Below are 16307 nucleotides of genomic sequence, written 5' to 3' on the forward strand. Positions count from 1 at the left end.
GAAAACAGATTTCTTTGAAAAAAAGTAATAGAACCACGTACTTAGGACTAGCCGTCGCGCTAGCGACTTGGTACAATGGAATATGTAGAAGAAGATTATTTGATGATATCAGGAATCCAGCATTTTAAATTTTGCAGAAGACAATGGGCATTAATTCATGTAGAGCAGCAATGGGCAGAAAATGCACATACTGTAGTGGGTGAGTTGATGCACAGAAAAGTTCATGATCCATATTTAACAGAGAAACGAAAGGATGTAATAATAGCCAGAGCTCTTCCTGTAGTTTCCAGGGAAATGGGAGCCAGTGGAGAGTGTGATGCAGTAGAATTTTATCGTGCAGAGGATGGAATTAACTTACATGGACATCGTGGTCTGTTCAAAATATATCCTGTCGAATATAAGAAGGGAAGACCAAAGCTTACAGAGGAGGATGAGCTTCAGCTGACAGCTCAGGCTATGTGTCTGGAAGAAATGTTTTCCACTGAGATACCTGAGGGCGCGCTTTTTTACGGAGAAACGAGAAGACGGGAAAAAATAGAATTCACACAGGTTTTGCGAAAAGAGGTACGGGATATGTTTCTGGAAATGCATCAGTATTATGACCGAAAATATACACCAAAGGTAAAATATACCAAAGCTTGTAATTCCTGTTCACTGAAACTGTCCTTCCTCGAATTGGAAGGACAGTTTCAGTGAAAGCCTATATGGATGAGCGCCTGAGGGAGGAAAATGAATGAAGAAATTGCTGAATACGTTATATGTCACTTCTGAAAACAGTTATCTTTCTCTGGATGGTGAAAATATAGTGGTATTTGAAGACAAAAAAGAGGTTGGCAGGCTCCCTTTACATAATTTGGAAGGAATTGTTTCTTTTGGATACAGAGGAACAAGCCCGGCGCTTATGGGAGCCTGTGCTGACAGAAATATTTCTTTATGCTATGTCACTCCGCAGGGAAAATTTCTGGCAAGAGTGACAGGTAAGATAAAAGGGAATGTAATACTGAGGCAACAGCAATATGAAAGCAGCAGGGATAAGGAAATCAGTCTGTCTATAGCAAAGAACTGTATTACAGGAAAAATTTATAATGCTCGTTGGGTGTTGGAGCGTGCAGTACGTGATCATAGCCTTCAAATCAATACTGACCAGGTAAAAACAGCATCGGTTCATCTGAAACAATCACTGGAACATATAAGAAACAGCCAATCAAAGGAACAGTTGAGAGGATATGAGGGAGAGGCTGCCAGTATTTATTTTGGAGTATTTAATGAACTGATACTACAGCAGAAAAAGGATTTTGTGTTTTGTGGAAGAAATAAAAGACCTCCTTTAGACAATATAAATGCGATGTTGTCTTTTGTATATACGCTTTTAACAAATCAGATTGCTTCTGCATTGGAATGTGTCGGTCTGGATCCCTATATAGGTTATTTACATACAGAAAGGCCCGGAAGAGTGTCTTTGGCTTTAGATTTGATAGAAGAATTAAGAGCCCCGCTGGCTGATCGCTTTGTTTTGTCACTTATTAATAAAAAAGTAATTACGAGAAAAAATTTTAAAACAAAAGAAAATGGTGCAGTAATTATGGATGACGAAGCCAGAAAGAGGCTGTTGACAGAATGGCAGAACAGAAAAAAAGAAACAATCACACATCCATTTTTGAAAGAAAAGATTGAGTGGGGAATGGTTCCTTATGTACAGGCAATGCTGCTTGCAAGGTATCTGAGAGGCGATTTAGACGGATATCCGGTTTTTCTGTGGAAATAAGAGGATAAAATTATGATGGTATTGATTACTTATGATGTAAATACAGAAACACCAGCAGGAAAAAAGCGCCTAAGAAAGGTGGCAAAGCAGTGCGTAAATTATGGGAGGCGTGTGCAGAATTCTGTGTTTGAATGTATTTTGGACAATGCTCAGTGTATTATGCTGAAGGCTGTATTATCCGATATTATTGATAAAGAATGTGACAGCTTAAGATTTTATTATCTGGGAAACAAATATCAAACTAAAATAGAGCACATCGGCATGGAAAAAGGGATTTCTGCAGATGACATTTTAATTATGTAAACTATGTATAGTGCGAAATATAAGTAAACATAAAATACCCAGGAGATTCGCACATGAAAAAAGCAGAAAATACAGGAAATTATATTGATATAAGTTTCTCAAATAAAAGAAACAATGTATTTTTGTTACTACTTTACAAAAGTTACTATTTAAATTTGGTGACTTTTGCTGTCGCTCCCCTCGCGGGAGCGTGGGTTGAAATATCAAACATCACCTCCGAAAATATGATCAGATCGTCGCTCCCCTCGCGGGAGCGTGGGTTGAAATCATGAATCGGTAAGCATACCCTTTTGATTTCCAGTCGCTCCCCTCGCGGGAGCGTGGGTTGAAATTGTCCAGGTGATATCATGCAGCTCTCCATCAGAGTCGCTCCCCTCGCGGGAGCGTGGGTTGAAATTGATCGGCTCTGTCCGGTTATGCATCGGTCTTTTGTCGCTCCCCTCGCGGGAGCGTGGGTTGAAATCGGTCCTGAAAAATATGGTGGATCAACAATCGCCGTCGCTCCCCTCGCGGGAGCGTGGGTTGAAATCGTAATAGTTTCTGCGTTCCGGTCCTGAAAAATGTCGCTCCCCTCGCGGGAGCGTGGGTTGAAATGCTGGTGTCTTAGGAAATAATAGTCCTGTCTGGTCGTCGCTCCCCTCGCGGGAGCGTGGGTTGAAATCCCAGAAGATGATTTGCTGTCAGTATTTAGGGGTGTGTCGCTCCCCTCGCGGGAGCGTGGGTTGAAATTTTTCCAGATATCCGATCTCTTCTTCCGCAATTCCGGTCGCTCCCCTCGCGGGAGCGTGGGTTGAAATTGGAATTGACAGGTTTGTGGTCTTTAACGGCGCCGTCGCTCCCCTCGCGGGAGCGTGGGTTGAAATCTTGAAGGCGTTGGAGGGATTCCGGTATGCCAAGTCGCTCCCCTCGCGGGAGCGTGGGTTGAAATTGTAATCAGTTTGATAAGGTCTGTACGGAGCTTGGTCGCTCCCCTCGCGGGAGCGTGGGTTGAAATACTTAAATCCTCCTATCCAGTTTAATCAGTGTGTAAGTCGCTCCCCTCGCGGGAGCGTGGGTTGAAATCTCTATCGGTTTTGCTATATACTCCGCCAGATCTTGTCGCTCCCCTCGCGGGAGCGTGGGTTGAAATCAGTGATATCTAATGGAAACTACATAGATCCAAAGTCGCTCCCCTCGCGGGAGCGTGGGTTGAAATATGGTATGGCCGTTATAAGCCTTTGGATAGATCCGGTCGCTCCCCTCGCGGGAGCGTGGGTTGAAATCTCCAGCCAAAAAGAGGACAATCACTCGCCCTCCGGTCGCTCCCCTCGCGGGAGCGTGGGTTGAAATTTAAGAAGAAACGCAGGAATAACAGATGCCTTGGTCGCTCCCCCTCCCCGCGGGAGAAGGTGAATTGAAAAAGGTAAATCTTGAATTACTGGTTTCCAGTAACGCTTTAATGTGATATAATAGCTTGAATTATTTTTTAGGAGGGGAAATCAGTGAAAGAAAGAGAAACTTTTGGCTCACGGCTTGGGTTCATTCTGGTGTCTGCCGGATGTGCCATAGGTCTGGGCAATGTGTGGAAATTCCCATATATGACAGGAAAATACGGTGGAGCGGCGTTTGTTCTTATTTATCTTGTTTTTCTTGTAGTTCTGGGACTTCCTATTCTTGTCAGCGAGTTTGCAGTGGGACGCGCCAGCAGAAAAAGTACGGCGAAGGCCTTTCATGAACTGGAACCGGAAGGCTCCAACTTCCATAAGTACAGCTATATGGGTATGATCGGAAACTATGTGCTGATGATGTTCTATACCATGGTAGCAGGATGGACGCTGTATTACGGTTACGTAATGGCAACCGGAAAGCTTCAGGGTGCGGATTCTGCACAGATAACAGAATTTTTTGGGAACTTCCAGAAATCCACAGGAACCATGACCTTCTGGATGGTCCTTGCAGTGTTTCTGGCATTTGGAATCTGTTCTCTGGGACTTCAAAACGGAGTTGAGAGAATTACAAAGGTCATGATGCTGTGCCTGTTAGGTCTGATCGTTGTGCTTGCAGTTCATTCTGCTACTTTGGACGGAGCCGTGGAAGGTATTAAATTTTATCTGATTCCGAATTTTGAAAACATGAAAGAAGCCGGGATCGGAAATGTAATATTCGGAGCCATGTCTCAGGCATTTTTCACTCTGAGCATTGGAATCGGAGCCATGGAGATCTTTGGAAGCTATATGAAAAAAGATCTGACACTGGCAGGAGAAAGTCTCAGTATTCTTGTGCTGGATACCTTTGTTGCACTGATGGCAGGCATGATCATTATTCCTGCATGTTTTGCGTTTAACGTGGAGCCGGGGGCAGGTCCGGGGCTTGTATTTATCACACTTCCAAATGTATTTAACCAGATGATGGGCGGAAGACTCTGGGGCGCATTGTTCTTCCTTTTTATGGCATGTGCGGCTCTGTCTACAGTGGTTGCTGTATTTGAAAATATTCTGTCTTTTGCCATTGATCTGTGGGGATGGAGCCGTAAGAAAGCGGTAATGGTAAATATTGTTCTTGTTATCATTCTTTCCATGCCGGCAATCCTTGGTTTTGGACCGTGGTCCGGAATACAGATTTTAGGTGAAGGAACAAACATCATGGATCTGGAAGATTTTATTGTATCTAATAATATTCTGCCTCTTGGTTCTGTATTGTTTGTGCTTTTCTGCGCATCGAAAAGGGGCTGGGGTTGGAAAAACTTTTTAAAGGAAGCAAACACAGGAAAGGGAGTAAAGTTCCCGGCAGGTATCCGCATGTACATGCTGTGGGTAATTCCGGTAGTGGTTTCTGTAATTTACCTGAAAGGCTACTACGACATGTTTAAGCCAAAAGGAATGGAGTACCTTGTTCCGTGGATGATCATTGGTGTGGCAATGCTTGCCCTGGTTGTGTGGATTGCCTTTGGCCATAGCAAAAGTAAAAAAGACAGGAGCTGACGGATATGATAGCAGAAAAAATGATTCCTTTTGTTCAGAATAATTCTGCGATCCGTACTATGTTTGAGGAGGGGAATCGTCTGAAAAAACAGTACGGAGCAGATAAAGTATATGATTTCAGCCTGGGAAATCCCAGCGTTCCCGCGCCTGACTGTGTTCGGGAAGCCATTGTTGATCTGGCAAATAATGAGGATCCTGTAATTCTTCACGGGTATATGAATAACGCAGGATTTGAGGATGTGCGTGAAACCATTGCGCAGTCCCTGAACCGCCGTTTTGGGACAGATTTTTCTGCGAAAAACCTGATCATGACAGTGGGAGCTGCAAGCGGACTGAACGTGATTCTGAAAACAGTTTTGAATCCCGGTGAGGAAGTAATTGTTTTTGCACCATATTTTCTGGAATATGGTGCATATGTAAAAAATTATGACGGAAAGCTTGTGGAAATCTCTCCTGATACAGAAACCTTTCAGCCGGATCTGGAGGAACTGGAAAGAAAAATCACTGCAAACACAAGGGCAGTTATTGTAAACAGTCCCCATAATCCTACAGGTGTTATTTATTCGGAAGATACAATCAAGGCTCTGGCAGCCATTCTTGAGAAAAAGCAGAAGGAATATGGCAGTGTGATATATCTGATCTCTGATGAGCCTTATCGTGAGCTTGCCTATGACGGGGCAGAGGTTCCATACCTTACAAAATACTACAAAAACACTGTAGTAGGCTATTCTTACAGCAAATCTCTGTCTCTTCCAGGAGAAAGGATCGGATATCTGGTGATTCCCGATGACCTTGAGGACAGTGAAACAGTAATTGCAGCCGCAGGTATTGCCAATCGTATTCTGGGAAGTGTCAATGCGCCTTCCCTGATGCAGAAGGTGATTGCCCGCTGCGTGGACGCAGAAGTGGATGTGGCGGCCTATGATAAAAATCGTCTGGCTCTCTATAACGGGCTTACTGCCTGTGGTTTTCAGTGCATCAAACCGCAGGGGGCCTTTTATCTTTTTGTGAAATCACCGGTTGCTGATGAAAAGGAATTCTGTGAGGCAGGAAAAAAGTATAATATTCTTATGGTGCCGGGAAGCTCTTTTGCCTGTCCGGGATATGTGAGACTTGCCTACTGCGTTTCCTATGAGACGATTATCAATTCTCTTCCGGAATTTAAAAAGCTGGCAGCAGAGTTTTCCCTGACAGAGGAAAGCTAATGTCGGAAGGAGTAGTATACTCTTTTCACAGTCAGCTGTTTTTATGATGACAAAAAAGGAAATAATAACGTAAAAACGATAACAGGATTCTTTTTCCATAAAACAGGAAGAGAATCCTGTTTAAATTTTATCAATCTTTTTTCGGATAGTCAGCATTTTCTGATCCAGCGCACGGATGACGGCAGCGCACTGCTGAAGTTCCTCGTCGATAAACTGAGTTTCTTTTTTTCCACGCTTATAGCGGAGCTGATGATCCAGATTTGCCCAGTAATCCATGGCGGCAGTGCGGAGCTGAAGCTCTATTTTTATCCATTGGATATCTTCCTGAAAGGGGACTGCTGTTTCCAGGATCAGATGAAGGCTCTGGTAGCCGGAGGCTTTTGGCTCCTGTATGTAATCCTTGGTTTTCAGAATGCGGATATCTTTTTGCTTTTTGATCATCTGGGCAACCTGGTAGATATCGTCTACATAAGCGCAGACGGCTCTTACACCAATCAGGTCGTTTATTTTTTCAAGGGCAACATTAAAATTCAGTTCAAGCCCTTTTTTCTGCATTTTTTTATATACGCTGTCGTATTCCTTCAGCCGTCCGGTTTTCATCTGAATGACATTGCGCTGATATTTCATGGTAAGGATTGTATTAATAATATCAAGCTTTGCCAGCATAAGGCTGACGGCGCATTTTCCCTTTGTGCAGAATGTTTCAGATGTCAGTGCACGCCTTAACTGCTCTTTCTTTTTCAATTTCTTCTGTTCTTCCTCAATCTGTGCATAAATAAATTTCCAATGGTCTTTTACTGCAATACAACTGTTCATTACTTTACACTCCTTATAATAAATAGAAAAAAAGCCTGAGTTAATTTCGGGTAAAATATATCTGAAAGCCTGAGTGTCTGTCAGAATAACTGTTTGTGGCAGATATCAGACAGAAAAACAGTCCCCATCAACTAAGATATGCATTGGTATAAAAAAATATGACAGAAAATTTTTGTATATATTACACAAAAAAGGAGAGATTTAAGATTTATTTTTAAATATTTTTTTATTGAGATAAAGATTGACAAATGATTAACAAACTAATATAATAAAACCATCAAGATTGACAAATATTTAACGTTAATCAATTAACATAATTATTTGCCGCTCTATCAAAAGAAAGTAACAATCAAGAATATAAATGGATTAACAAGGAGGATTTCAAATGGCAAAGACAGAAACCCACATCCCGGCTGTGATCGACACTGCAGAGGCACTGGAAGCAAAAATGGCTGCGATGAAAGAAGCACAGAAACTTTTCGCCACCTATACACAGGAGCAGGTAGACAAAATCTTCAAGGCTGCGGCTACCGCTGCTGACAAAGCGCGTATTCCCCTTGCAAAAATGGCTGTTGAGGAAACAGGCATGGGCGTTGTGGAAGATAAGGTTATTAAGAACCACTACGCAGCAGAGTATATTTACAATGCTTATAAAAACACGAAAACCTGTGGCGTGATCGAAGACGATCCGGTTTATGGAATCAAAAAGATTGCAGAGCCGATTGGCCTGATCGCAGCAGTTATTCCTACAACAAATCCTACCTCCACAGCGATTTTTAAAACACTGATCGCATTAAAAACAAGAAACGCAATTATCATCAGCCCGCATCCTCGCGCAAAAGGCTGTACTATTGCTGCAGCAAAGCTTGTTCTTGAAGCAGCCGTAAAGGCAGGCGCTCCGGAGGGCATTATCGGATGGATCGATGTTCCAAGCCTTGAGCTTACCAACCTGGTTATGAAGGAAGCAGACATTATTCTTGCGACAGGTGGTCCGGGAATGGTTAAAGCTGCATATTCTTCCGGAAAGCCGGCTCTTGGCGTTGGCGCCGGAAATACACCGGTTATCATTGACGATACGGCAGATGTACGTCTGGCAGTAAACTCCATTATCCATTCAAAAACCTTTGACAATGGTATGATCTGCGCTTCCGAGCAGTCTGTTACTGTACTGGAAAGCGTATATAAGGCAGTAAAAGAAGAGTTTATTTACAGAGGCTGCTACTTCCTGAAAAAGGATGAGCTTGACAAGGTAAGAAAAACAATTATTATTAACGGCGCGCTGAATGCGAAGATCGTAGGTCAGAAAGCAGCAACAATCGCAGAAATGGCCGGTGTGACTGTTCCGGCTGAAACAAAGATCCTTATTGGCGAGGTTGAGTCTGTGGACATCAGCGAAGAATTTGCTCACGAAAAGCTTTCTCCGGTACTTGCCATGTATAAGGCAAAAACCTTTGACGAGGCTCTTGCAAAGGCTGAACAGCTGGTAGCTGACGGCGGATACGGACATACTTCTTCTCTTTATATCAATGTAAATGAGAAGGAAAAAATGGCAAAACATGCAGCAGCTATGAAAACCTGCCGTATTCTTGTAAATACACCATCCTCCCAGGGAGGAATCGGAGATCTTTATAACTTTAAGCTTGTTCCATCCCTTACTCTGGGCTGCGGCTCCTGGGGCGGAAACTCTGTTTCTGAAAACGTTGGAGTAAAGCATCTGATCAATATTAAAACTGTTGCAGAGAGGAGAGAGAACATGCTCTGGATGAGAACCCCGGAAAAGGTTTACTTCAAAAAAGGCTGTATGCCGGTTGCCCTTGATGAGCTAGGAACTGTTATGGGCAAAAAACGCTGCTTTATCGTAACCGACTCTTTCCTTTACAAAAACGGATATACAAAGGCAATCGAGGATAAACTGGATCAGATGGGCATTGTCCACACCTGTTTCTCTGATGTAGAGCCGGATCCGTCTCTTGCATCTGCAAAAGCCGGAGCAGCAGCAATGCGCGCCTTTGAGCCGGACTGCATTATCGCTCTTGGCGGTGGTTCTGCAATGGATGCCGGAAAAGTTATGTGGGTGCTTTATGAGAATCCTGACGCTGATTTTGACGATATGGCAATGGATTTCATGGATATCCGCAAGAGAATCTATACCTTCCCGAAAATGGGTAAAAAAGCTTACTTTGTAGCAATCCCAACATCTTCCGGTACAGGTTCCGAGGTAACTCCGTTTGCCATTATTACAGACAAAGAAACAGGAATCAAATGGCCTCTGGCAGACTATGAACTGATGCCGAACATGGCTATTGTTGATACAGACAACATGATGAGCGCTCCGAAAGGCCTGACCTGCGCTTCCGGTATTGACGTTATGACTCACGCGATCGAGGCATATGTTTCCGTAATGGCTTCTGACTATACAGACAGTCTTGCTCTGAAAGCAATCAAGCTGGTATTTGATTATCTTCCAAGAGCTTACAGAGACGGAAATGATGTGGAGGCAAGAGACCATATGGCAAACGCTTCCTGCATGGCTGGTATGGCTTTTGCAAACGCTTTCCTTGGAGTAAATCATTCTCTTGCTCATAAGCTTGGCGCTTTCCATCATATTCCTCACGGAATTGCAAATGCTCTGGTTCTCACAGATGTAATGCGTTATAATAGTGTTGAGGTACCGACAAAAATGGGAACATTCCCGCAGTATCAGTATCCGCACACACTTGCACGTTATGCAGAGATCGGACGTTTCGTAGGTCTTACAGGCAAAAATGATCAGGAAGTATTTGAAAAACTTCTTGAGAAGCTGGAAGAGCTGAAGAAGATCATTGAGATCAAGCCAACCATCAAAGATTATGGTGTAGATGAGAAATATTTCCTGGATACTCTGGATGAGATGACTGAACAGGCGTTCAACGACCAGTGTACAGGAGCGAACCCGAGATATCCGTTAATGGCTGAGCTGAAGGAAATCTATCTGAAAGCATACTACGGAAAAGAGTCCAAATAAGAAAAGGGAGGGTATTTACCATGAAGCTGAAAGACAAAAAGGTATTTTTGACACGTCCATATAAAGTTGTCTACAAAGATGGAGACCGTATTATCAAGGTATTTACCAAAGAGCACGGAAAGGCAAATGTCTTTAATGAGGCTCTCTGCCAGGCTCGCGTAGAGGAAAGCGGACTGGATATCCCGAAGGTTCTGGAGGTAACTGAGATCGATGGCGAGTGGGCCATTGTGATCGAATATGCAGAAGGCAAAACTCTGGAACAGCTGATAAACGAGAATCCGGATAAGCTTGAGGAATACATGGAGAAATTTGTGGATCTTCAGCTTTCCATGCATGAGAAAAAAGCTCCGCGTCTTACGCTCCAGAAGGACAAATTTGCCCGCAAGATTGAGAGCATGAAAGATAAGCTGGATGCTACTGTTCGCTACGAGCTGCTCACAAGACTGGATTCCATGCCAAACCACACCAAGCTCTGCCATGGGGATTTTAACCCAAGCAACGTGATCGTTGCAGAGGACGGAACTATGAAGATCGTAGACTGGTCCCATGCAACTCAGGGAAATGCCAGCGGCGATGCAGCCATTACTTATCTGGAATTTGCCCTGAAGGATGAAAAAATGGCTGACCTGTACTTGAAGCTTTTCTGCAGGAAGAGCGATACCGCAAAGCAGTATGTACAGAAATGGCTTCCGATTGCGGCGGCAGCCCAGCTTACCAAAGATGTAAAAGAGGAAGAAGAGTTCCTGCTTCGCTGGACAGACATCATTGATTTCCAGTAAAATTTATAGAAAAACCATTTGAAACAAATCCCTTTATTATTTATAAAATCCCCGGGCTGACTGTGTCGGTTCCGGGGATTTTGGACTTCCGCAGTCCGGCATTGGCACATTCTTGGAACTGTGGTAGAATAGAAATAATAAAGTGACAAATTAAAAATTGCAGTACATGAATAAAATACAAGTGTTATTTAACAGTCTTACGCAGGAGTATTTTGGATAGACAGGGGGGGATTTGATGGCAAAAATGACAGTATACCATGGTGGGTTTATGCCGGTAGAGCATCCGGAAATCCGTATCGGGAGGAATACGAAAGATTTTGGAACAGGATTTTATTGTACAATTATAAAAGAGCAGGCACAACGGTGGGCGAAACGATATGATACTAAAGTTGTGTCTATATATGAGGTACGTTTGAATTCAAATTTACGGATAAAAGACTTCAAAGATATGACGGATGAATGGTTGGATTTTATAATTGACTGCAGGAGTGGAAAACCTCATGATTATGATATTGTAATCGGGGCAATGGCAAATGATCAGATTTATAATTATGTATCCGATTATATGGAAGGGGCTATTACCAGAGAACAATTCTGGATATTGGCAAAATTTAAATATCCAACACATCAGATTAATTTTTGTACAAATGAGGCACTGAAATGTCTGGAATATAGAGGGGCTGAGGAGGTGTTGTAATGACGGAAAATAATGGAAGAGAAGCGGCAAAAGATAACGATTTATTTTTTACCTGCAGCCTGATTGATTATATTGCCAGAAAAACTCAAAACACGCGGGCAGATGTCGTAAATATGTTAGGGGCAGAAAAAGTTGAAAAAATTTACGATTTAGCAGACATATACCATAGTGATAATATAGAACGTGTCAGTGATGATTTTATACGGGAAGCAGGTATTAGAAACGGTGAATTTGATAATGTAAAAGAGTGTAATTATGCAATTCCATCACATTGGGATATTGGAAAAGTGTATAAAAGATTGATAAAAGCTGTAGCTGAGCACGAAAAAATCGGAATTATTGAAGCATTGTTTAAGGTATACAATTCATTTCTAAGTACTAAGATTGATGATTATAACAGCAGTATGTATTACGAGAATCCAGCTTATTTACTGGAGTGTTACCTGGAAAGTAGAGTTATTTAAGAAAAATGCAAAAATATTAGATACTGGATACCAGGTTTCGAAAGAAATTGCATTTGCAAAAGTAAAGAAAAGGAAGTTATTTTTCATTCGGCGCATAAAGAAAATTAATTTTCCGTTTTTGCCAGAAATAGTTGTTATCTACATAAGACATATTTAGAAAATTAAAATAATAAGGTTATCGGGAAATAAATGAATATGAGAGACTGGTAACCTGTGACGAACGTTTCATGGGCTATAAAGAATTCATGCTGTATGCAATTGGAAGAAACATAAGAATCTCCTATGGAAGATCAGGTATAAAAACACTGATTCCTACAGGAGATTTTTATTTTAATATTTAGATGCTAAAAAACGGTATTTACAGACAGGCTCGTTGTATTTTTTGTAAAAAATAAAGACAAAATGAAACATAAAGTGAAAAAATACGTCTAATATAATATAGGGGAATAAATGAACAGGAGGCGTGTATGGAAGATACGGATATCATTGAGTTATTTTTAAACAGATCTGAAGAAGCAATTCGTCAGACTGACATAAAGTATTCAAAGCTCTGTTTTGGAATCGCATGGAATATTTTATTGAATAAAGAGGATTCAGAGGAATGTGTAAACGATACCTGGTTAATAACGTGGAATGAGGTTCCACCTAAAATCCCGAAAATCCTATCTGCATTTCTGGGGAAGATAACTCGAAATCAGGCAATCGACTGTTTACGGAGAAAAAATGCGTTTAAAAGACCAGACTCTCATATGGCAGATATCAATGGTGAATTGGAAAGACTTGAAGAAACGGTACAGTATTCTCTGGAACATAATATAAAACGTCAGGAGATCTTAGATGTTCTGGATGAATTTTTAAAAGGATTAAAAGAAGAAGACAGGGATATTTTTGTGCGGCGTTATTGGTATATGGATGATATTAAAGAAATTTCCAAAAGACATTCTGTTTCGGAAAGCAAGGTGAAATCAAGTCTGTTTCGCAGCAGAAAAAAATTATGGAAAAAGGCAGGTGATCTTTTATGAAGAACAATTATACCTTTCTGGAATTATTTGGGGATATTGATGAAAAATTTATTTATGAGGCTTCTCGGCCATGGAAAAAACAGGTAATCATAAAATACAGGTTATTAAAGACTGCAGTAGCGGGATTTATATTATTATTTTTGGCAGCAGGTACTATGACACATCAGGAAGAGGTAAAAGCAGCATGGAAACAGTTTACTTCATGGATTGGAACGGCACTGGGACTTTCTGAGGATGTCAGCAGCTATACAGATGTGATAGGGAAAACAATAACCAGAAAAGGAGTTTCGGTTACTATTCATGAAGTGGCAGCAGATAAAAATGATTTATGGGTGGCTTTTTCTGTTACTTCTGATTCAGAAAAAACAGAAGAACCAGTTTTGCTGACAGACGTGCTTATTAATAAACAGGAAATACAATTGAGCGAAAGCTATCCCGTGCTTTTAGAAAATGGGGAGATGCAGGGAGAGGTTTCTCATTATACGATAGAAGACAATATTTTTGCCAATGAGGAAGCAGATGTAACAATAAGTGTGCATACAGCTTCGCCGGAGGAGATACAAAAAATAGATGAAAGTTCAAAGTCAGACGAGTATGTTTTTGAATTTAAAACAGATTTAAAAGAATTGGAGGCAAATACTGAAATAATTAATATAGATCAACAGATTAAAATAAATGAAAATCAGAATCTTACGGTTTCTCAAATGCGGCTAAATGATTTTACAAGTACGATTTCAGGAAAGATGACAGATTTGGGAGAGTATGATGAATATTATTTGATAGGAGAAGACAATCTGGGCAATTCTGTTTGTTACCGGCTTGCAGATTATAATAAACCAGAAATACTGTTTCAACAGGACAGAGTTTTCGAAAGATATACAGGCATTTCTCCAAATGCAGGATCTGTAACCCTTCAGTTATATGTTGATAAATATAAAAATAAAGATATTGAAAACAAATATTTTTATACAACAGGAGAAGAGGACACATATGGAGAAGGAACAGGAAGTGTGTATGAGGGAGATGCGGATTTAACACAGATATATTGTCCATTGGGTAATAAAATAGAAATAAAAATTCGATAACAGGACAATAAATCAGCCGCCCACTACTCGCAATAGTGAACGGCTGTGTAAAACAGTTATCATAATTAATTGAGGGTAGGCCGTGTGTTTCTGGCTTTCCCTTTTTCTATTATCAATAGAACGCATCTGTTAGAATAACACAAGAGCTTTATCCCTCTGTCAAAATTTCATTTTAGGTTCTTTGCCTTTGACTTTTATATGATAGATCAGTTTTTCTTAAATCCTGCGCGTTTTCTTTCTCTTGGGTCAAGAATTCTCTTACGGATGCGAAGGCTTGTAGGAGTTATCTCCAGAAGCTCATCCTGGTCGATAAATTCAATGGCCTGCTCAAGGCTTAATACTTTAGGCGGTGTCAGTTTCAGAGCCTCGTCAGCGGAGGAGGAACGGGTGTTGGTCAGATGCTTGGTCTTGCATACGTTCAGCTCGATATCTTCAGCCTTTCCGTTCTGGCCGATGACCATGCCGCTGTAAACCTTTGCTCCCGGTCCGATGAAGAGTACGCCTCGTTCCTGAGCGGAGAAAAGTCCGTAGGTAACTGCTTCGCCTGCTTCAAATGCGATCAGGGAGCCCTGTTTGCGGTACTGGAAGTCTCCCTTGTACGGGGAATAGCCGTCGAACATGGTATTCAGGATTCCGGTTCCTTTTGTGGAAGTCATAAATTCGCTGCGGAAACCGATCAGTCCCCGGGAAGGAATGTGGAACTCCAGACGGACAGAGCCGTCGCTGGCAGTGCTCATCCCCTGAAGCTCGCCTTTACGCTCGCTCAGCTTCTGGATCACAGTACCGGAAAATTCATCCGGAACGTCCACATATGCGATTTCCATTGGCTCCATCTTTTTGCCGCGCTCATCAAAATGATAAAGGACTTCAGGCTTGCTGACTGCGAATTCATAGCCTTCGCGGCGCATGTTTTCGATCAGGACAGAAAGATGAAGCTCACCGCGTCCGGAAACCTTAAAGCACTCAGTTGACTCGGTATCCTCCACACGAAGGCTTACGTCAGTGTTCAGCTCTCTGTAAAGACGGTCGCGGAGATGACGGGAAGTAATATATTTTCCTTCCTGGCCTGCAAGCGGGCTGTCGTTTACCAGGAAATTCATGGAAATCGTAGGCTCGGAAATTTTCTGGAAAGGAATGGCCTCCGGATTTTCACCGCCGCACAGGGTATCGCCGATATGGATGTCTGCAATACCGGAAACAGCTACAATGGAACCGATAGAAGCCTCTTTGACTTCAATCTTATTTAATCCGTCAAATTCATAGAGCTTGCTGATCTTTACTTTCTGACGTTTATCCAGATCATGATGATTCAGGAGGGTAAGCTCCTGGTTCACGGCAATTCTGCCGTTTTCTACTTTACCGACACCAATTCGTCCCACATATTCATTGTAGTCGATGGTGCTGATCAGAACCTGTGTATCTGCATCCGGGTCGCCTTCCGGAGCAGGAATGTATTTAAGAATAGTTTCAAAGAGAGGAGCCATATTTTCCGGTGTATCGGAAAGATCAAGAACTGCATGTCCTGCCTTTGCGGATGCATACAGGAACGGACAGTCAAGCTGCTCGTCAGAAGCCTCCAGATCCATGAGAAGCTCAAGAACTTCATCAATTACTTCGTCAGGGCGGGCCTCGGGACGGTCGATCTTATTAATGCAGACAATTACGTGAAGGTTAAGCTCCAGAGCTTTTTTAAGAACGAATTTTGTCTGAGGCATAGCGCCTTCAAAGGCATCTACAAGAAGAATTACGCCGTCTACCATTTTCAGTACACGCTCTACCTCTCCGCCGAAATCAGCGTGTCCGGGAGTGTCGATGATATTGATTTTTACGCCTTTATAATGGACAGCAGTGTTTTTGGACAAAATAGTGATACCACGTTCACGTTCGATATCATTGGAGTCCATGACACGTTCCTGTACTTCCTGATTTTCACGGAAAACACCGCTTTGTTTCAGAAGCTGATCCACCAGAGTGGTTTTGCCATGGTCTACATGGGCGATAATGGCAACATTGCGTACATCTTCGCGTTTGGTCTTCATAAAATTTGAAATCCTTTCTTTTTTCTTCTATATTAATGTGTTTTTTATTCATGGTACGACATTTCAGTTTACCACATTTTTCGCAGATTACAAGGCATTCAAAAAAATTTTTTAAGATTTTGGTTCTAAACTTCCGGGCAGGTACATAGGCTAATATAGACAAAATAC

At 41.9% G+C, this 16307-nt stretch carries 12 protein-coding genes, 1 pseudogene and 1 CRISPR repeat array; of the genes and pseudogenes, 11 read left to right on the forward strand and 2 right to left on the reverse strand.

What is annotated here, in order from left to right; genetic code table 11:
- Window positions 1–75 precede the first annotated feature (75 nt).
- From cas4 to NSA57_RS03760, 5 genes and pseudogenes are all read left to right on the forward strand, one after another.
- Window positions 76–737 (forward strand): annotated as a pseudogene (gene cas4, locus NSA57_RS03740) (CRISPR-associated protein Cas4).
- Window positions 734–1765 carry a type I-C CRISPR-associated endonuclease Cas1c gene (gene cas1c / locus NSA57_RS03745; RefSeq protein ID WP_257464072.1) on the forward strand — a complete coding sequence of 344 codons (1032 nt, stop codon included), beginning with the start codon at window positions 734–736 and terminating at the stop codon, window positions 1763–1765. Before cas4 ends, cas1c begins: the two are co-directional and overlap by 4 nt.
- Window positions 1766–1777: 12 nt before the next feature.
- Window positions 1778–2068: a CRISPR-associated endonuclease Cas2 gene (gene cas2 / locus NSA57_RS03750; protein ID WP_138270169.1), complete on the forward strand. Its 291-nt coding sequence runs from the start codon at window positions 1778–1780 to the stop codon at window positions 2066–2068.
- A gap of 170 nt (window positions 2069–2238) precedes the next feature.
- A CRISPR array of direct repeats spans window positions 2239–3397; the repeat unit is 32 nt; unit sequence GTCGCTCCCCTCGCGGGAGCGTGGGTTGAAAT.
- Between the two features lie 152 nt (window positions 3398–3549).
- Window positions 3550–5028 (forward strand): sodium-dependent transporter, encoded by a 1479-nt coding sequence (locus NSA57_RS03755; RefSeq protein ID WP_147599524.1) that lies wholly within the window; start codon window positions 3550–3552, stop codon window positions 5026–5028.
- Between the two features lie 5 nt (window positions 5029–5033).
- Window positions 5034–6233, forward strand: a complete 1200-nt coding sequence (locus tag NSA57_RS03760; protein ID WP_147599525.1) for a pyridoxal phosphate-dependent aminotransferase — start codon at window positions 5034–5036, stop codon at window positions 6231–6233.
- Between the two features lie 120 nt (window positions 6234–6353).
- Here the strand turns inward: NSA57_RS03760 and NSA57_RS03765 are convergent, their stop codons facing one another.
- On the reverse strand, window positions 6354–7049 hold the full coding sequence (locus NSA57_RS03765) for a GTP pyrophosphokinase (RefSeq protein ID WP_147599526.1): 696 nt from the start codon (window positions 7047–7049) through the stop codon (window positions 6354–6356).
- 385 nt (window positions 7050–7434) lie between these two features.
- Here NSA57_RS03765 and adhE point away from each other — a divergent pair, with 385 nt between their 5' ends.
- The 6 genes from adhE (at window position 7435) to NSA57_RS03800 (ending at window position 14100) form a co-directional block, all read left to right on the forward strand.
- Window positions 7435–10053 (forward strand): bifunctional acetaldehyde-CoA/alcohol dehydrogenase, encoded by a 2619-nt coding sequence (gene adhE, locus NSA57_RS03770; protein ID WP_147598602.1) that lies wholly within the window; start codon window positions 7435–7437, stop codon window positions 10051–10053.
- A gap of 20 nt (window positions 10054–10073) precedes the next feature.
- Window positions 10074–10832 carry an aminoglycoside phosphotransferase family protein gene (locus NSA57_RS03775; protein WP_257464073.1) on the forward strand — a complete coding sequence of 253 codons (759 nt, stop codon included), beginning with the start codon at window positions 10074–10076 and terminating at the stop codon, window positions 10830–10832.
- Between the two features lie 235 nt (window positions 10833–11067).
- The gene (locus NSA57_RS03780) at window positions 11068–11529 is read left to right on the forward strand and encodes a DUF3990 domain-containing protein (protein ID WP_177297352.1); all 462 of its coding nucleotides are present in this window, start codon (window positions 11068–11070) and stop codon (window positions 11527–11529) included.
- Window positions 11529–11993 carry a hypothetical protein gene (locus tag NSA57_RS03785; RefSeq protein ID WP_138270165.1) on the forward strand — a complete coding sequence of 155 codons (465 nt, stop codon included), beginning with the start codon at window positions 11529–11531 and terminating at the stop codon, window positions 11991–11993. Before NSA57_RS03780 ends, NSA57_RS03785 begins: the two co-directional genes overlap by 1 nt.
- A gap of 467 nt (window positions 11994–12460) precedes the next feature.
- Complete coding sequence (locus NSA57_RS03790) at window positions 12461–13015, forward strand: RNA polymerase sigma factor (protein ID WP_257464074.1); 555 nt, start codon at window positions 12461–12463, stop codon at window positions 13013–13015.
- Window positions 13012–14100 carry a DUF4179 domain-containing protein gene (locus NSA57_RS03800; protein ID WP_330671295.1) on the forward strand — a complete coding sequence of 363 codons (1089 nt, stop codon included), beginning with the start codon at window positions 13012–13014 and terminating at the stop codon, window positions 14098–14100. Before NSA57_RS03790 ends, NSA57_RS03800 begins: the two co-directional genes overlap by 4 nt.
- Window positions 14101–14306: 206 nt before the next feature.
- Here NSA57_RS03800 and typA read toward each other — a convergent pair whose 3' ends face one another.
- Window positions 14307–16139: a translational GTPase TypA gene (typA, locus tag NSA57_RS03805; RefSeq protein ID WP_022068798.1), complete on the reverse strand. Its 1833-nt coding sequence runs from the start codon at window positions 16137–16139 to the stop codon at window positions 14307–14309.
- Window positions 16140–16307: the final 168 nt, after the last annotated feature.

Source organism: Blautia caecimuris, assembly GCF_024622975.1.
Lineage (GTDB): Bacteria > Bacillota > Clostridia > Lachnospirales > Lachnospiraceae > Blautia_A > Blautia_A caecimuris.